Here is an 18,607-nt window from a genome sequence, read left to right on the forward strand (position 1 = left end):
CAGCCAAACGGCTTAACATCATTATGCTCTCCAAACGACTTGGCGCTATTAACCGCTAGCAAGCAAGCCACTGGCAAATTTATCTGGAAAAAACGTCACCAATGCCAATGAGAGCCCAAACTCGCTCTCACTGGCTCCATGAACATAGATAAATGATGGAGTTAGAGTAAACAAACGTCGCTAATATCACAGCAACTTCCAAAACGAAGAGTGTATCGCTGCCATCGTCACTCCCTTATTTTGTCCTGAGAGGGCGTTATAATAGCTGCGCCACGACTTCGGCAAGCTGTTCAAAAGTTGGCTGGCGAGATGAACCGGGACGCCATACCACACCAATTTCTCGATAAGCCTGCTGACCGGGAGGATCAATAATCACTAAGTTTTGATTGTCTAACAGACCATGTTCAATCGCCATTTGCGGAATAAAGGTCATACCTAATCCGTTGGCCACCATTTGTACTAAGGTATGTAAACTGGTTGCCATAAAAGGATTGATTTTTTCTTTATCGGTTAACTTACAGGCAGATACCGCATGTTCAGTTAAGCAGTGCTCATGCTCTAATAAAAATACCGATTCATTAGGCAGATCATCATAAGTGATAGGTACTCGAATACGGTCCGCCTGCTGACGGCTAATCACCATCCTAAAAGGATCTCGACCAACGATTCGACTCATCATCTGACCGATGTCCATCGGTAAGGCGAGAATTAATACATCGAGCTCTCCGACTCGCAAGGCGTTTAATAGATTAGCGGTCGTATCTTCGCGTAATAATAAGTGTAACTTAGGATAACGTTGGTTAAGCTCTTGCACCAAATCACACAATAAAAAAGGTGCGATCGTCGGAATGCAGCCTAGTTTAAGCTGTCCTTCCATCGGCCCATTTTGACACTGCTGACCTAACTCCAGCAGATCTTTACCTTTCGCCAGTAATTCACGCCCTCCCTTTACCACTTGTTCTCCGGCATAAGTAAAAACCAACGGGCTTTTTTTGTCCGATTTCTCATATAAAGGGCAACCAATCAGAGTCTGCAAATTTTGAATGCCTTTACTCAGTGTCGATTGGCTAACAAAACAGCGTTCAGCCGCTTCACTAAAATGCCGTGTTTCATATAACGTAATCAAATAATGTAGCTGCTTTAAGCTTGGCCATTTATTCATCGTATTCTCTTTATTCTCCACTCAAATAGCTTAAAGCGCGATTTCTCGTACCGAGTAAATTCAGCCACCAATTCTTATCGCTTTTTTCGATTAACTTAATCTATTTAATTCGCTTTTTTCTATGCTACATGGTGTACTATAGTTTGTCTCGTTTAAATGGACTTGATAAAACATGCTGTTTTATCAAGCATTAACCATCATCTTAGGAGCAAAAAAATGGTACTCGTAGGTCGTCAAGCCCCTGATTTTACTGCTGCAGCTGTTCTTGGTAACGGTGAAATCGTTGAAAACTTCAACTTTGCACAGTTTACAAAAGGTAAGAAAGCCGTTGTTTTCTTCTACCCTCTTGATTTCACTTTCGTTTGTCCTTCAGAGCTTATCGCTTTTGACAAGCGTTTTGAAGATTTCCAAGCTAAAGGCGTTGAAGTGATCGGTGTTTCTATCGATTCACAATTCTCACACAACGCATGGCGTAATACTCCGCTAGAAAACGGCGGTATCGGCCAAGTTAAATACCCATTGGTTGCAGATATCAAACACGAAATCGTTAAAGCTTACGATGTCGAGCATCCAGAAGCGGGTGTTGCATTCCGTGGTTCATTCCTGATTGATGAAGAAGGCCTAGTTCGTCACCAAGTGGTTAACGATCTACCTCTTGGTCGTAACATTGATGAAATGCTACGTATGGTAGATGCACTTAACTTCCACCAAAAGCACGGTGAAGTTTGCCCTGCGCAATGGGAAGAAGGTAAAGCTGGCATGAAAGCCTCTAGTGAAGGCGTAGCTGCATTCCTATCTGAGCATGCTGGTGATCTAGGTAAGAAATAAGTTAATAGGCCACTACCGGCCTATTAATGGCTCGCGCTCAACTCGAGCCACACGGATAAAGGTTGGACACAATAAAAAGCGTTTAACGCATAAGCCAATCAGTCATAAGTAAAGTCATCAAAGCCCAAAGCCACTGGTTTTGGGCTTTTTTCATTCATGTCATCCTCAATAAACGCCAATTCCTAAGCACTCTAAATCACTCACTCACGCTATTTAAGGAAAGGTAAAAAGCTTAACTTTACCTCTATTTCAGACCTTAGGTTAACAGACGCTATCGCGGCAGACTGATAAAATCAGCATCAACAACTCAAACCGTTTAAGTGAGAGATCATCATGAATTATGAACTTGAAGTCTGTATTGATAATATCGAATCGCTGCATTATGCCATTCAAGGAGGCGCGACACGTATCGAACTTTGCTCAGCGTTAGCGTTAGGAGGGCTAACCCCCAGCTATGGCATGATGAAGCAAAGTGCTCGCCTATCAACCATTCCGGTGTATGCCATGATACGCCCACGCCAAGGCGATTTTTTGTATGACCACGATGACATCGTCATGATGTTAGATGACATTGATGCTGCAGCCGAAGCTAAGCTCCAAGGTGTCGTCATTGGGGCCTTAACCGCACAGGGGGAGATAGACGAATCACAGGTCAAACAACTGGTTACCCGTGCTCAGCAACATGGTTTAGGTGTGACGTTCCATCGAGCAATTGATCAATGTCGGGATTTTCGTCAGGCGCTTGAACTCTTAATTGATTTAGGATGTGAGCGAGTACTTACCTCAGGGCAAGCACCTCAAGTAGAACAAGGTATCTCTACATTGGCAGACATGGTCTCCCTTGCCAAAGGCAGAATTCGCATTATGGCAGGCGCAGGATTAACCGCGAATAATGTGACGCGGATTATTCAACAAACTGGGGTACAGGAAGTCCACTTATCAGGTAAAAGCGTACGGCCCAGTCACATGCAGCTCAAATCCGCTGCCGCAAAAATGGGCCAAGCGGACGTGGATGATTTTATGATCCCGGTAACGAATCCAACCGCGATTGCTCAAGTCGCTGAACAATTGAGGGGCTTGGTTTAGCGCAACGCATCGTCTATCGATTGTTTGCCTAAGTGACGAACATCTTTACCTTTTACAAAGTAAATAATGTATTCACAAATATTTTGGCAGCGATCACCGACCCGTTCAATAGCACGAGCCGACCACATCACTTGCAAAATGTGCGGTATATTTTTCGGGTCTTCCATCATATAGGTCATTAACTGACGAATCACCGCTTCGTATTCTTGGTCTAATTTATCATCTTGTTTATGCAAAGCCGCCGCCGCGACCACATCCATGCGAGCAAAAGCATCTAAGACTTGATGCAGCATGGCGATAGCTTGACGGCAGAGTGGCTCTAATGAGACTTGAAAGCGACGTTCTTTATCGGCAGGGCTTTCTATTGCGATATAGGCCATTTTAGTCGCGACGTCACCAATGCGTTCTAAATCGGTAATGGTTTTAATGATGGCCATAATCAAACGCAAATCTTTGGCCGTCGGCTGGCGCTTAGCGATGATTCGCGTGCACGCTTCATCGATTGACACTTCCATTTCATTGACTTGATGGTCATCTCGAACCACTTTGCGTGCTAGCTCGATATCTTCTTTGTGCAGCGCCTGCATCGCCAAAGAGAGTTGCTGTTCCACCAATCCTCCCATGGTCAGTACATGGGTTCGAATCGATTCAAGTTCGACATTAAATTGTCCTGAAATATGTCGGCCTAACTGCATCATGCCATCCTATTTTTTGCTATTTGATTAGCCATATCGACCAGTAATGTAGTCTTCAGTCTGTTTTTTCAATGGAGAAGTAAAAATAGAATCTGTATCTGCATATTCGATCAACTTTCCCATATGAATAAAAGCCGTATGGTCACTGACTCGTGCCGCTTGCTGCATATTGTGCGTCACTATCACCACGGTATATTGTTTTTTCAACTCATGAATCAATTCTTCAATGGTTAAGGTTGAAATAGGGTCCAACGCAGAGGTAGGTTCATCCAACAACAATACCTCGGGTTCAATCGCTATCGCTCTCGCAATAACCAAGCGTTGCTGCTGTCCACCGGATAATCCAAATGCATTTTCGTGCAAACGATGTTTTACCTCATCCCACAAGGCCGCCGCTCGTAATGAATACTCTGCCGCGTCATCGAGTGTCCGACTGTTTTTTATACCTTGTAAGCGTAGACCATAGACCACATTCTCATAAATGGATTTAGGAAAAGGATTGGGGCGCTGAAAGACCATCCCGACTCGGCGTCGCAACGTCGGCACATCGACATCACTGTCATAGACATTTTTACCATGCAATTTCACGGCGCCTTCAACTCGACAACCATCGACTAAATCGTTCATTCGATTAATACAGCGTAATAACGTCGACTTACCACAACCTGAAGGACCAATAAATGCCGTCACCTGCCCTTTGGGAATACGCATCGAAATTCCATTTAAAGCACGAGTCTGTTGGTAATACAAACTGAGTTCTTCAATAGTAATCGCGGTTTGCTGATCCGTTAAATGATGAACATCTAAGGGAGGCTGATAACCTAATGTTTGCTCAACAGAAAACATATTTAATCTTGTCCTAAGGTTCGGTATTTTTCACGCAAGTTATTGCGAATATGAATGGCGGTTAAATTCAACATCACGACCACGGTCACCAGTAAAAAGGCCGTGGCATACACTAAGGGGCGAGCAGCTTCAATATTGGTGGTTTGAAAACCAACATCGTAAATGTGAAATCCCAAATGCATAAACTTGCGCTCTAGATGTACAAAAGGAAACTCGCTATCGACAGGTAAATTCGAGGCTAGCTTAACCGCACCGACTAACATCAAAGGAGCCACTTCGCCAGCGGCGCGAGCAATCGCAAGAATCAGCCCAGTAATCATCGCTGGACTGGCCATCGGCAGCACTATCCGCCAAATGGTTTCAAACTGCGTTGCCCCTAACGCTAATGAACCATAACGCACTGATGGCGGAATGCGTGTTAACCCCTCTTCGGTGGTCACGATCACCACCGGTAAGGTAAGCACCGCTAACGTTAATGCCGCCCACAATAATCCCGGCGTACCAAAGGTGGGGGCTGGTAAACTATCGGCATAAAACACATTATCAATACTTGCGCCAATCGTATACACAAAAAAGCCCAGCCCAAATACCCCATAAACAATCGATGGCACACCCGCAAGGTTGATCACCGCGACACGAATTAAACGCGTAAAGGCGTTGTCTTTAGCATATTCATGCAGGTAAACCGCAGCAATAACACCCAGTGGCATCACAATCACAGACATGATCAATACCAACAATACGGTGCCAAAAATGGCGGGAAAGACCCCACCTTCAGAATTCGAGTCGCGAGGCGAGTCGGATAAAAAATCCCACAAATGCTTCAGCCAGCGAATCACTTTCTCGGCATGGGTCATTTCATTGGGATACCAATAATCGAGCACCTGACTCATTGGGATACAAATCGTATCACCAGCCATATCTTGCAATAAGAGTCGCTGATCATCCAATATTGCCCTTAAGCTTTCTAATCGTTGCTCAGCTTCGGCCAGCTCACTCACCCATTGCTGCTCTTTTTGCTGGCGCTCTGTACGCTGGTTAGGGGTTTGTTTTAAAGAACTGGGATCTGAGAGACGAAGTGTCGTTAACTGATGAGCCAGTTCACGAATGCGCGGTCGAACTTGCTGCTCGATCTCCGCTCTTATCTGCTGAGTCTGCCCAAAAACGGTTGCTAACCACTGAGAGGGACTTAAAGGCTGCTCTTGACTGATGAGTGTCGATTCAAAACCAATCGGCTTACCATAAAACTGCCCGTCATGGGTTCGTTGCAAGACGACCCAACCATGAGCAAGGGTCGCCGGTGACAATTTAATATCAAGAATCGACAAAAAATCAGCCTGATAAATGTCTCGATTAGCCACCTTAATGTTTAATCGTTGCACGTGGCCTTGCGCAATCGCGTCTTCAGGTAGGCTTATTCCCATCTCAAGAAGATGATTGACCGTCACCTTTTCTCGAGCATAGAGCTGCCCAACCAAAGTATGACCATCTTCAGTTTGCCATTGATAAAGCGGGGCTGGCCAAAAATAAATTAATCCTTTCCAGCCAATTAATAACAATAAGCCTAATACTGAGATCAAACTGATGCTAACGGCACCAGCCGTCAGCCAAATCCAAGGAGAGCCAGATTGAAATTGCTGGGTCAGTTTCATTTACGTGCTCCCGATTACAATGAACGATATTTGGCGCGTAAGCGCTGACGCACCCACTCGGCAAAGGAGTTAACGATAAAAGTAAAGACAAACAACAATAACGCCGCTAAAAACAGCACTCGATAATGAGAGCTCCCCACCGCAGACTCAGGTAGTTCAATCGCAATATTCGCTGAAATGGTGCGCATGCCTTGTAAAATATTCCAATCGAGAATAGGCGTATTCCCTGTTGCCATCAGTACGATCATGGTTTCGCCAACGGCTCGCCCCAACCCCATCATGATTGCCGAAAAAATTCCTGGGCTGGCGGTCAATAACACTACATGGGTTAAGGTTTGCCATCCAGTCGCCCCAAGAGCCAATGAACCATCCGATAAATGCTTCGGAACCGAGAAAATCGCATCCTCTGCAATGGTAAAAATCGTTGGGATCACGGCAAATCCCATCGCAATCCCCACAATTAACGCATTACGCTGATCAAAACCAATGCCTCTTTGATCCAAAAAGAGCAGTACATCTCCGGCAAACAAGACTTGTTCGATGAGATGACTAAAAGAGAGCGTCAATGCCATAATAACGATCATTAATGGCACTAAGATCAGTGCTTGCCAACCGGAAATGTCATACCCCAAATAACGTTTAGGTAACCAAGACCAGATAACACCCATCATTAACGTCGAGATGGGTAAACCGATTAAAAGTGTGACTACCGCTGCTAAATTGTTTTCTACGATAGGCGCAAACCATAGCCCAGCGAGAAAGCCAATGATCACCGTCGGAAGCGCCTCCATCAATTCAATGGTCGGCTTCACCACTCGACGCATCGCGGGTTTCATAAAATAAGCGGTATAAATAGCGGCAAACACCGCTATCGGCACGGCAAATAGCATGGCATAGAAAGCCGCTTTCAATGTACCAAACGCAATAGGCACTAAACTTAATTTAGGTTCAAACTGCTCATTCGCCGCGGTTGACTGCCACACAAACTGCGGCTCTGGATAGCCTTCATACCAGACTTTTTTCCATAGTGCCGAAAAGGAAATCTCAGGGTGAGGATTATCCAATTCAATGACCTGAACGATTCCATCGTCCCAAGTGGCAATATAACGCTCGTTATTCGACATCACCGCTAACGTCGGCGCTTTAGGAAAAACCCGCTCAAACAACACCAGCTTTTCACTGGTGGTATAATGACTTTGTAGCGTGCCATTAGGATAAAAAGTATAAAAACCTTTACGCTGAATATCCGTGAGCAAAAGCTGAATAGACGGTGCCAGCTGAAAATCACGAATCGACTGCAACTGGCGTTGACCTTGCTGTAAAACATCAAACCATTGACTGACAACGCCATTCTCGTAAGTAACCAGCAAAGAATAAGCACCGGATAACAAGGTCATATTCGTCACTAAGCGCTGCGGCTGGCCGCGACTAAGATCCACTTGTTCACGCAGACGATACGCTTCACCATCACGCTGAATAACCGCCAATTGCGAGCCGGTACGTAAGTAAATCGTCTGGCCATCTGGAGTAATAAGCAGTTGATCCAGTTGCGCGTACCGAGTCGGTAATACCGTTTCTGCCATGGCTAAAGGCGCTTGTCGCGCCAGCCAACGAATCATTACCCGTTGGTCAGCCAAATAACTGACCGTATAAAGATAGTCAGCCGTTAGCGCAAAGTTGAACTGCTCAATCACCGCTTCCTCTGGTGCTGCAACCAGCGTAGATTCGGTGCTTAATGACTCTAGCACAGGGGTAAACTCTCGTCGCTGTTGAGTTATTGAATAATCAAACCGAGGACGAAAAAGATGCACCTGATGCGCAGCATCCAAAACCGCATACCACCCGTCTTGTGCCGTACTGGCTTCTATTTTAACAGGAACAAAAGACAAAGGCTGTCGCCATAACGGCTGATCACTCGGTTGCTTTAGCGCCCAAAATTCCGCTTCACCATATTGATCGACCACGAACAGATGCTCACCATAATCATCCATCGCCAGTACCTGAGGCTGCACAGAGGAAATCGGCTGTTTAGCAAAGTTGGCATCAAGCTTGGCATCTGCAAAAAGTGGTAGGGTGACCAACGCCAAATAAACAAAAATTAAAATCAGAGCCGCTAAGACTCCAACCCCACCACAGGTTACCGCAAAGCGAACGCAACGATCTTTCAAGCGTCGTTTATGATCTCGTTGCTGTAATGAAAATTCACTGTGGGGCATCAATTCACTCTATCCTTGTTATCTTGAGGGGGCGGCCGAGCTTAGAAAGCGGTAGTGACCAACAGCACGGAGAGTAAGAATAAGATCGCGAGCGCAAGAAGCGCATCAGAATAACCAGCCGCTTAACTATGTGAAGCGTTTCATACTTTATGGTGCTACAGGGTATACTATTTCAAATACGTGACGGTTATATTACAGCGCAGATAAGCAACTGAAAACAAAACCACTCTATATCAACTCAATTTGTAATAATTATGTCATATCATCGCTTTAGTTTGCACAATGATCATTGCGATTGGCTTATCTACAAATAACGTCGATCGTCAGATAGACGGCAGTCCGTCGCCATGAGTATAGATAAACGATGTGATTGAGATGACGTAAATTATAAACTAGGCAACAGATAAGCATGGCGGAAACCGACGCATCATCTCGTCAAGGTTTTCGAGCTTAAGCAAAAGAAAGGAATCCATGAGTACCGAAAAGTTGTACATCGACAAAGAATTAAGTTGGCTTTCGTTTAATGAGCGTGTGTTGCAAGAAGCGGCAGATAAAACGGTACCATTGATTGAAAGAATTCGTTTTTTAGGTATTTTTTCTAATAACTTAGATGAATTCTATAAAGTCCGTTTTGCCGATGTCAAACGGCGAATTTTAATCAACCGTGAACAAGGCGTAAAAGATAGCTCCAAGCATCTACTGAGTAAAATGCAGAGCAAAGCGTTTAAACTGAACCAAGATTTTGATCGTCTATACAGTGAATTGATTGTCGAAATGGCCCGGCGGCGGATTTTTTTAGTCAATGAGACCCAACTCGATCCCTTACAGCAAAAGTGGATCAGTAAATATTTTCATAAAGAGGTGTTACCCCATATTACTCCGCTATTGCTGCGTGATGATATTGATGTATTGCAATTTCTTAAAGATGAGTACGCTTACATTGCCGTTGAGCTTAAAAAAGACCAGCAATCAAGCTATGCCCTGCTCGAGATCCCAACCGATCACTTACCTCGCTTTGTCATGTTACCTGAGCAAAAAGGCAAAGGACGCAAGACCATTATTTTGCTCGACAATATTATTCGTTACTGTTTAGATGATATTTTCCGTGGCTTTTTTGATTACGACACGCTTCACGGCTACGCAATAAAAATGACTCGAGATGCAGAGTACGATTTACGCCGCGAAGTTGAGTACAGTTTACTCGAACAATTATCAGAAGGCTTAAGTCAGCGACTGACCGCGATGCCCGTGCGTTTTATCTACGAACATGATATGCCTGAAGCCATGCTGACGTTTTTATGTGAAAAACTCAAAATTTCTTATTATGATAGTCTGCTTCCCGGTGGTCGTTATCACAACTTTAAAGACTTTATCGCGTTTCCCAATGTTGGGCGCGATTACTTAGAAAACCGTACATTACCACCTCTCAAATGTGCTGATTTCGATGGTTACTTAAACGCCTTTGATGCCATTCGTAGCCAAGACATCTTACTCCACTACCCTTACCATCGCTTTGAGCATATCACCGAGTTAGTGCGCCAAGCCTCGTTTGATCCCAAAGTGATCAGCATTAAAATCAACATTTATCGGGTAGCTAAAAACTCTAAATTGATGAATTCGTTGATCGATGCAGTGCATAACGGTAAACGTGTCGTCGTGGTCGTCGAGCTGCAAGCGCGTTTTGATGAAGAAGCCAATATCGAATGGTCCCGGATCCTCACTGAAGCGGGCGTTGACGTGATTTTTGGTATCCCAGGAATGAAAATTCATGCCAAGTTACTGTTGATCACTCGTCGAGAAGAGAGTGAATTAGTGCGCTATGCACATATTGGTACCGGGAATTTCCATGAAAAAACCGCACGGATTTACACTGACTTTTCTTTACTCACCGCCGACCATGAGCTCACCAATGAAGTGCGTAGTGTGTTTGCGTATATTGAAAATCCATTTCGCCCGATTAAATTTACTCACTTACTGGTTTCACCGCGAAATAGCCGTACCCAGTTGTATCGATTGATTGATAGTGAAATTGCCAATGCCCGTAACGGTAAGAAGGCTGAAATCATGGTTAAAGTGAATAATTTGGTTGATAAAGGATTGATCAATAAACTCTATGGTGCGAGCAGTGCGGGCGTTAAAATAAAAATGATCATTCGCGGTATGTGTTCATTAGTTCCCGGTATTGCTGGAGTCAGTGATAACATTAGTATTATTAGTATTGTTGATCGTTTCTTAGAGCATCCACGAGTACTGATCACCCATAACGATGGCGACCCTTTAGTCTATATCTCTTCGGCTGACTGGATGACACGTAACCTCGATCATCGGATTGAAGTAACCACACCTATTCGTAGCCCACGTTTAAAACAACGGATCATCGATATCATTAATCTCCAGTTTACCGATACCGTCAAAGCTCGAGTTATCGATAAAGAGATGAGTAACCGTTACGTCAAACGCGGCAATCGTAAAAAAATACGTTCACAATTGGCTATTTACGACTACCTTAAACAAATAGAAAAAGAAACACGCAAACCCAAAGGAAACCTTGAGCCACATGAAAACCCACTCTGAGATCTCTTCTCCAGACAGTAGCGAATCGACCAGCCGAGAAATCGCGGCGATTGATCTTGGCTCAAATAGCTTCCATATGGTGGTCGCAAAAGTCGTTGAACAAGATTTACAACTGATCAGCCGCCATAAACAACGGGTGCATTTGGCATTAGGCTTAGATGAACAAAAAAACCTTGATCACGCCTCCATTGAGCGAGGGTTAGCCTGTTTAGCCATGTTTGCCGAGCGGCTCCAAGGGTTCAAAGTCGAGAATGTCCGTATCGCGGCCACCCACACCTTACGTCAAGCTAATAACGCTCACCTTTTCTTACAACGAGCGTTAGAGGTGATGCCTTTTCCTATCGAAATTATTCCTGGCAGTGAAGAGGCGCGATTGATTTATCTTGGTGTAGCTCATACTCAACCGCAAGCAGACTCTATGCTGGTCGTCGATATTGGCGGTGGAAGTACGGAGCTGATCATCGGTAAAGGCTTTGAAGCTGAATTGGTTAACAGCAAACAGATGGGCTGTGTCAGTTACACTGAACGCTTTTTTACCAATGATAAACTGTCCAAGAAAAAGTTTGCTCAAGCGATTTTATCGGCGGAACAAAAACTCGAGTCCATGGCCAGTAAATATCGTAAAAAAGGCTGGCAGCGTGCGTTTGGCTCATCCGGTACCGTCAAAGCTATCCATGAAGTATTGATTGGCTTAGGCTACGACGATGGCGTGATCACCCAAGAACGGCTACATAAATTAGTCGATAAGCTGTGTGAGTCTAATCAAATTGCGGATATTCAATTAACCGGACTGACTGATGATCGTAAACCGGTCTTTCCTGCCGGAGTCGCCATCTTAACCGGTGTCTTTAATGCATTAAAGATCAAGGAAATGCATTTTTCCGATGGCGCATTGCGCGAAGGCTTACTGTATGAAATGGAAGATAGGTTCAAGTACGACGATGTCCGTTTACGCACGACAGAAAACTTAGCGGTCAAACACTTCGTTGATTTAGAGCACGCGGCAAAAGTTAAGGGCTACGCTAAAGAGTTTTTGAGTCAAGTTAATGACGAATTAGGACTCAAAGCCAACAGTGATTTATTTGCGCTACTAGAATGGGCTGCGCTACTCCACGAAGTTGGCCTTAGCATCAGCTTACAAGCCTTTCATCGTCACTCCGCTTACATCTTACAGCACACCAATATGCCAGGGTTTAACAGTGAACAACAAAGGGTGCTCGCCACGCTGGTTCGCTTTCAACGTAAAGCTCTGAAGCTTGGTGAAATGAGCGATTTCTATCTCTATAAGAAAAAACACATCATCGGCCTTATCCGCGTGTTACGGTTAGCGATTGTCCTAAATGGACAGCGCAATGATGATCCACTTCCCGAGATTCGCTTAAGTGCCAAAGAAGACCGGTGGCAATTAACATGCCATGATCCAGCTTGGCTTAAAAACAACAAACTGCTGCACATCGATTTACTCAGTGAACAAGCCTATTGGCATAAAGTTGGTTGGACGTTAACGTTTTAAATCAAGCGGATCAAAGCCTAGATTTTACTGCTGGCATGCGCGGTAAACACGGATCACTTAATCCCCACTTTGGCCAATTCTTGCTGCGCGACCTCAGCAGAAATGGCTAAGTAGCCTTCTTTGCTAACCAGATCTTGTCCCTGCTTAGAAAAGATAAAACGCACAAATTCTCTTTCAAGCGGCATTAATGGCCGTCCTGGGTGTTTGTTAACGTACAAATACAGATAACGAGATAAAGGGTATTCACCAGACAAAATATTATCGTGTGAGGGATAAACGTAATCTCGTCCTTGGCGCGCAATCGGGACCAGTTTCACTCCAGAAACACGATAGCCTACCCCAGAATAGCCTAATGCATTAATCGATGAAGCAACCGACTGTACCACAGAGGCTGAACCCGGCTGTTGATTGACATGGGCTTTAAAATCCCCGCCACACAACGCGGTTTGCTTAAAATAGCCGTACGTTCCCGATACCGAATTACGTCCAAACAACTGCATGCGTCGCTGTGCCCACGAGTAATCTAGACCTAATTGTGACCAACGGTTGATCGATTCTGTGGCCCCGCAACGTAACGTTACTGAAAAAATCTGATCGAGCTCGGTAAAATTTAACCCCTCGATGGGATTATCTCGATGAGCAAACACACCAATCGCATCAATCGCAATCCGTAACTCAGTCGGCTTGTAGCCATGGGTGCGTTCAAACGCTTCAATCTCTCGTAGACGCATTGGTCGACTCATCGGTCCAAATTGCGCTGTTTCTTCCGTTAAAGCTGGAGGTGCCGTCGATGAGCCTGATGCTTGTACTTGAGCATTAACATTAGGATACAGCTCATTAAACGCTTCTGCCCAAAGTGTTGTCAGCCCGGCAAGAGTATCCGAGCCCACAGAAAGGACACTCCCCGATATACCCGGTACGCGATGATAATCGGTGAGTGATTGCGAAGCTCCTGAGCTGAACGGAAAACTCGCCATCATCACCATCAACCAACGTCTTAATTGCATTTCACCACCAAACGTTTCGGTAACACAAACGAGAAACAGCTCCCAACGCCAACTTCACTGCGAATATCTAAATGGCTATCGTGATGGGAAAGCGCATGTTTGACAATCGCCAACCCCAGACCACTACCACCGGTATCGCGTGATCGCGCTTTATCCACTCGATAAAAACGCTCGGTTAAGCGATGCAAATGCTGAGCCGCAATCCCTTCACCACGGTCTTCCACTTCAAACAACGCCCCTTGTTCAGTATTTTGCCAGCGAACCTGAATCTCTGCGCCCGCTGGGGTATATTTCACGGCGTTATAAACTAAATTAGAAATAGCGCTACGCAGTTGGTCTTCATCGGCTAAGACTTTAAGCTGTTTATCAACAGTAAAACGAATCTGATGAGCCTGTTCACCACTTAAACTTAACGCTTCTTTTTCTAACACCTCAAGCATCGCTGGGACATCAACTTCTTCATCCAACTCATGAATGGGCGAAGCCTCAATTTTCGATAAGGTGAGCAATTGATTAACTAAACTCGACATCCGATTCAACTGCTCGGTCATCACTCCGTGGGCTTTCGGCCACATTGGACCGAGTAGCAGATCTGGGTCTTCCGTCATTTCTAAGTAACCTTGCAGTACCGTCATTGGCGTGCGTAACTCATGCGATACATTAGCAAAAAAGTTTCGTCTCATGCCTTCAAGCTGCTTCACCTGAGTCACATCACGTACGACCATTAAATGTTCACCTTCGGTATACGGCACGATACGTAGCTCTAAAGATCGCTCAACATTCAATGGCGAGTGCATGGTCAACGGTTCTGAAAAATCATTTTTCTGCAGATAATTGATAAAACCTGGCGTGCGGATCAAATTGGAAATCGGTTGTCCAGCATCATCGGGCCAACGAAATCCCAACAAATACTGGGCTAAGCGGTTGCACCACACAATATTGCCTTCTGCGCGAAACACCACCACCGCATCAGGTAACGATTCTGCACCATTACGAAAACGGCGAATTAAATTGGTGAGCTCTTTGCGCTTTTTGCGTTGCCGCTGCTGCAAACGATAAATACCATTAAACAGCGACTCCCAATTCCCTGAACCAGAAGGGGGTGTTAAGCGCTTTTCATCCCACAACCAAGCCGAAAATCGCACTTGATTATGCAAATGCCAAACCAGCTGTAATGCCGTTGCCGCTAACAGCAACCAAGGCATATGCCCAAATACCCAGCCAACAATCAGCCAGGGAAGGTAAAAAAAAGCCAGCTCCCAGGCCAGCTTTTTCCAAGTTAATCGTTCAACCATAATACTCCACAATAGGCTTACTTAAGCTTTGGTTGAAAACCGGTAGCCAGCGCCACGCACCGTTTGGATAAGCTTATCATGTCCGGCTTCTTCTAGAGCTTTACGCAAGCGGCGAATGTGCACATCCACCGTACGATCTTCAACATAGACATTGGTGCCCCAGATGTTATTCAGCAGTTGCTCTCGACTGTATACGCGCTCTTGGTGAGTCATAAAAAAGTGCAGCATCTTAAACTCGGTCGGTCCCATCTCTAGCGCCATATCATCAGCGGTCACTCGGTGAGACACCGGATCCAATTTTAAACCTTGCACGTCAATGACATCTTCTAATGAGGTAGGAGTAACACGGCGAATAACCGCTTTTAAACGCGCAATCAACTCTTTAGGAGAAAACGGTTTAGTGATGTAATCATCCGCTCCTACTTCTAAACCACGCACTTTATCTTCTTCTTCACCCCGAGCGGTCAGCATGACAACCGGAATGTTACGTGTTAACTCTTCACGTTTCATGTGTTTGATAAAGTTAATCCCGCTACCGCCGGGTAGCATCCAATCGAGCAGAACAAGATCGGGGAAAGGTTCAGCGAGCTTAGTCACCGCGCTATCATAATCTTCAGCTTCCACTGCTTGATAGCCTTTTTGTTCAAGCACAAAACACAACATTTCACGAATGGGTGCTTCATCCTCAACGACCAGAATCCTTCTAGACATAATTGAATAACCTTTGTTATTAATCAACGCTATGCATTATGGGAAATGATTATGACACTTTTGTGACCTTTGCAAACTAATTTTCATATAAAGTTCACGCTTGTGTACGGTTTACGAGATGATTAGCATGACCAAACTCCGCTAACCAATCGTCATTTCGTGTCGTAAGAGTATAAGACATTAATCGTCAATTCCCCTATCATAGACGAATTGTGAACAACCAAAAGAAGCGCACTATGTGGTTTAAAAATTGTATGGTGTATCGCGTCAATCGTGATATTCCCTTTAATGCGGATCAACTGGAAACTCAACTAACGGAATTTCGTTTTAGCCCTTGCTCTAGTCAAGACAAACAGAAGTTTGGCTGGGTGCATGCCCTTGGTAAACATGGCGATATGATGACGCACGTTAGTGATGGACGAATACTGATTTGCGCCAAAAAAGAAGAAAAAATGCTCCCAGCATCGGTGATCAAAGAGTCTTTGAATGCCAAAGTCGACACCATTGAGACGCAAGAAGGTCGACCACTCAAGAAAAAAGAGAAAGAGACCTTAAAAGAAGAAGTCATGATTGATTTGCTGCCGCGAGCCTTCACTCGTAGCCATTATACCTACGTACTCATCATGCCTAAAGAAGGGTTAATTTTGGTCGATGCTAGCAGCTATAAAAAAGCCGAAGATGTTCTGGCTCTGCTGCGCAAAACCATGGGCAGCTTACCCGTTGTACCAGCAATTCCTGAAGTCGCGGTCGAAACCACATTGACTCAATGGGTCAAGGACGGCAACGTACCACAAGGCTTTACGCTCTTAGAAGAAGCAGAGTTAAAATCCACCTTAGAAGATGGCGCAACCATCCGTTGTAAAAAGCAAGAGCTGACCAGTGATGAAATCATCAGTCATATTGCGGCTAATAAAGTGGTGACTAAGTTAGCGCTCAACTGGCAAGAGCGGATCAGTTTTATTCTGGCCGAAGATTGCAGCTTAAAGCGTTTGGTATTTAGTGATGAGCTCAAAGATCAAAACGAAGATATTCCAAGAGAAGACCAAGCGGCGCGATTCGATGCGGATTTATCGTTAATGTGTGGTGAATTTTCTGCTCTATTACCTAACTTATTTGATGTATTAGGCGGCTTACCGTCAAACGACGCCTAACGGCCTATTCAGGCTGGTATCTCCAGCCTGAATCCTTTCTCTTCATCCTTCCACGACAAGACCAAGACGCCAAGGGATAATAACCTGAAAAAGAGTATGGTCACCGCTTACCTTTTGACGTAAAATTTGCGCCCTTTCCAATACCATGAGGTGGTATTGGCCTGACTTGAAATCAGATTGAGAAGCTAATAATGAGTACAACATCCCCTTTCGTTCCTGAGCTACTGTCACCTGCCGGTAGTCTAAAAAATATGCGTTATGCCTTTGCTTACGGCGCAGATGCTGTTTATGCCGGCCAACCGCGTTACAGCCTACGCGTACGTAATAACGAGTTTAACCACGAAAATCTGCAAATCGGCATTAACGAAGCGCATGCACTGGGTAAAAAATTCTATGTGGTGTGTAATATTCAGCCACACAACTCAAAATTAAAAACCTTTATTCGCGATTTAAAACCGGTTATCGACATGGGACCGGATGCATTAATTATGTCCGATCCCGGCTTGATCATGATGGTACGTGAAGCGTTTCCTGAGATGGCGATTCATTTATCAGTACAAGCTAATGCGGTTAACTGGGCAACGGTTAAGTTTTGGTCAACCCAAGGTGTCGAACGCGTAATATTATCTCGCGAGCTGTCACTAGAAGAGATCGAAGAAATTCGCCAACAATGCCCAGAGACTGAGCTAGAGATCTTTGTTCATGGCGCACTGTGCATGGCCTATTCGGGCCGCTGTTTATTATCAGGCTACATGAATAAACGAGACCCGAACCAAGGTACTTGCACCAACGCTTGCCGCTGGGAATACAAAGTAGAGAAAGCACAAGAAGATGCGTCAGGGCAAATTGTCGAACAGTTCGATCCAAGCGTCGCCCAAGCGATTGAAGTACAAACAGAGCGTCCCGATAACACCTTAGGGTTAGGTAAACCGATTGATGATGTCGTGCTGTTGTCTGAAAGCCACCGCCCTGAAGAAAAAATGGCCGCGTTTGAAGATGAACATGGTACCTATATCATGAACTCAAAAGACTTACGCGCCGTTCAGCACGTTGAACGTTTAACCAAAATGGGCGTTCACTCGCTCAAAATTGAAGGTCGTACTAAGTCATTCTATTACTGCGCCCGAACGGCTCAAGTTTATCGTAAAGCGATTGATGATGCCGTCGCTGGCAGACCATTTGATGACAGCCTAATGGGTACCTTAGAAAGCCTCGCGCATCGCGGCTATACCGAAGGTTTCCTACGTCGTCATACTCATGATAGCTACCAAAACTATGACTATGGTTACTCTGTCTCCGATAGTCAGCAATTTGTCGGTGAGTTTACCGGTAAACGCCGTGGTGATTTAGTTGAAGTGGAAGTGAAGAACAAGTTCTGTGTCGGTGACAGTCTTGAGTTGATGACCCCTAAAGGCAATATCATTTTTACTCTTGAAATGATGGAAAACCGCAAGTCGCAAGCCATTGATGATGCAAAAGGTAATGGTCACTTCGTGTTTATTCCTATGCCTGAAGACTTAGATCTTGAGTACGCGTTATTAATGCGTAACCTCAATGCCGGTCAAGATACTCGCAACCCAACAGGCAAATAATCATGGCACTATTGATCACAGACAAATGCACCAACTGTGATATGTGTGAACCAGAGTGTCCAAACGGCGCCATTTCGATGGGTGAATACGTTTATGAGATTAACCCAGATTTATGTACCGAGTGCAAAGGACACTATGATCAACCGACCTGTCAGTCGGTGTGTCCGATCAATAACTGTATTATTACGGATCCTCAACACATTGAAAGCGAAGAACAACTGCTAGAAAAATTTGTTATCCTTCAAGGATTAGCTTAGCTATTTATTTTAGTGGTTACTT

General features: G+C 44.8%; 14 protein-coding genes and 2 pseudogenes. 7 read left to right on the forward strand and 9 right to left on the reverse strand.

Annotation, left to right across the window (positions count from 1 at the left end; all coding sequences use genetic code 11):
- Positions 1-256: 256 nt before the first annotated feature.
- Positions 257-1,162, reverse strand: coding sequence for a hydrogen peroxide-inducible genes activator (locus CAG58_RS03980; RefSeq protein WP_154168999.1), 906 nt, complete (start codon positions 1,160-1,162; stop codon positions 257-259).
- Between the two features lie 216 nt (positions 1,163-1,378).
- Here CAG58_RS03980 and CAG58_RS03985 point away from each other — a divergent pair, with 216 nt between their 5' ends.
- Both CAG58_RS03985 and CAG58_RS03990 read left to right on the forward strand, forming a co-directional pair.
- Positions 1,379-1,990 carry a peroxiredoxin C gene (locus CAG58_RS03985; RefSeq protein ID WP_161425352.1) on the forward strand — a complete coding sequence of 204 codons (612 nt, stop codon included), beginning with the start codon at positions 1,379-1,381 and terminating at the stop codon, positions 1,988-1,990.
- A 333-nt stretch (positions 1,991-2,323) separates the two neighbouring features.
- Positions 2,324-3,076 carry a copper homeostasis protein CutC gene (locus tag CAG58_RS03990; RefSeq protein WP_161425353.1) on the forward strand — a complete coding sequence of 251 codons (753 nt, stop codon included), beginning with the start codon at positions 2,324-2,326 and terminating at the stop codon, positions 3,074-3,076.
- On the opposite strand, the gene phoU is transcribed toward CAG58_RS03990, so the two are convergent.
- The 5 genes and pseudogenes from phoU to CAG58_RS04010 form a co-directional block, all read right to left on the reverse strand.
- Positions 3,073-3,771: a phosphate signaling complex protein PhoU gene (gene phoU, locus CAG58_RS03995; protein ID WP_040904645.1), complete on the reverse strand. Its 699-nt coding sequence runs from the start codon at positions 3,769-3,771 to the stop codon at positions 3,073-3,075. The genes CAG58_RS03990 and phoU overlap by 4 nt on opposite strands.
- Positions 3,772-3,798: 27 nt before the next feature.
- Positions 3,799-4,617 carry a phosphate ABC transporter ATP-binding protein PstB gene (pstB, locus tag CAG58_RS04000; protein ID WP_004395863.1) on the reverse strand — a complete coding sequence of 273 codons (819 nt, stop codon included), beginning with the start codon at positions 4,615-4,617 and terminating at the stop codon, positions 3,799-3,801.
- Between the two features lie 2 nt (positions 4,618-4,619).
- Positions 4,620-5,588 (reverse strand): annotated as a pseudogene (pstA, locus tag CAG58_RS17135) (phosphate ABC transporter permease PstA); the annotation flags it as partial.
- Between the two features lie 356 nt (positions 5,589-5,944).
- Positions 5,945-6,269, reverse strand: a pseudogene (locus CAG58_RS17140) (phosphate ABC transporter permease PstA); the annotation flags it as partial.
- A gap of 14 nt (positions 6,270-6,283) precedes the next feature.
- A complete protein-coding gene (locus CAG58_RS04010; protein WP_161425354.1) occupies positions 6,284-8,485 on the reverse strand; it encodes an ABC transporter permease subunit in 2,202 nt (733 codons plus the stop codon).
- A gap of 471 nt (positions 8,486-8,956) precedes the next feature.
- Between CAG58_RS04010 and ppk1 the strand changes: the two genes are divergently transcribed.
- On the forward strand, positions 8,957-11,059 hold the full coding sequence (gene ppk1, locus CAG58_RS04015; protein ID WP_161425355.1) for a polyphosphate kinase 1: 2,103 nt from the start codon (positions 8,957-8,959) through the stop codon (positions 11,057-11,059).
- The gene (gene ppx, locus CAG58_RS04020) at positions 11,043-12,572 is read left to right on the forward strand and encodes an exopolyphosphatase (RefSeq protein ID WP_161425356.1); all 1,530 of its coding nucleotides are present in this window, start codon (positions 11,043-11,045) and stop codon (positions 12,570-12,572) included. Before ppk1 ends, ppx begins: the two co-directional genes overlap by 17 nt.
- 53 nt (positions 12,573-12,625) lie before the next feature.
- Here ppx and CAG58_RS04025 read toward each other — a convergent pair whose 3' ends face one another.
- Genes CAG58_RS04025 through phoB form a run of 3 tightly spaced genes read right to left on the reverse strand, consistent with a single transcriptional unit; the run spans position 12,626 to position 15,585 of the window.
- Positions 12,626-13,552, reverse strand: a complete 927-nt coding sequence (locus CAG58_RS04025) for a PstS family phosphate ABC transporter substrate-binding protein (RefSeq protein WP_237665977.1) — start codon at positions 13,550-13,552, stop codon at positions 12,626-12,628.
- 17 nt (positions 13,553-13,569) lie between these two features.
- The gene (phoR, locus tag CAG58_RS04030) at positions 13,570-14,874 is read right to left on the reverse strand and encodes a phosphate regulon sensor histidine kinase PhoR (protein ID WP_004395870.1); all 1,305 of its coding nucleotides are present in this window, start codon (positions 14,872-14,874) and stop codon (positions 13,570-13,572) included.
- A gap of 21 nt (positions 14,875-14,895) precedes the next feature.
- The gene (phoB, locus tag CAG58_RS04035) at positions 14,896-15,585 is read right to left on the reverse strand and encodes a phosphate regulon transcriptional regulator PhoB (RefSeq protein WP_161425357.1); all 690 of its coding nucleotides are present in this window, start codon (positions 15,583-15,585) and stop codon (positions 14,896-14,898) included.
- Between the two features lie 236 nt (positions 15,586-15,821).
- On the opposite strand from phoB, the gene rdgC reads away from it, so the two are divergent.
- The 3 genes from rdgC to CAG58_RS04050 all read left to right on the forward strand — a co-directional run bounded on the left by rdgC (position 15,822) and on the right by CAG58_RS04050 (position 18,585).
- Positions 15,822-16,736: a recombination-associated protein RdgC gene (rdgC, locus tag CAG58_RS04040; RefSeq protein WP_161425358.1), complete on the forward strand. Its 915-nt coding sequence runs from the start codon at positions 15,822-15,824 to the stop codon at positions 16,734-16,736.
- A 191-nt stretch (positions 16,737-16,927) separates the two neighbouring features.
- Positions 16,928-18,328 carry a prephenate-dependent tRNA uridine(34) hydroxylase TrhP gene (trhP, locus tag CAG58_RS04045; RefSeq protein WP_161425359.1) on the forward strand — a complete coding sequence of 467 codons (1,401 nt, stop codon included), beginning with the start codon at positions 16,928-16,930 and terminating at the stop codon, positions 18,326-18,328.
- 2 nt (positions 18,329-18,330) lie between these two features.
- Entirely contained in the window at positions 18,331-18,585 is a 255-nt protein-coding gene (locus tag CAG58_RS04050; RefSeq protein ID WP_040904656.1) for a YfhL family 4Fe-4S dicluster ferredoxin, read from the forward strand.
- Positions 18,586-18,607: the final 22 nt, after the last annotated feature.

It is taken from the genome of Vibrio sp. V31_P5A7T61, from assembly GCF_009904895.1.
In the GTDB taxonomy this organism is placed as follows: Bacteria; Pseudomonadota; Gammaproteobacteria; order Enterobacterales; family Vibrionaceae; genus Vibrio; species Vibrio metschnikovii.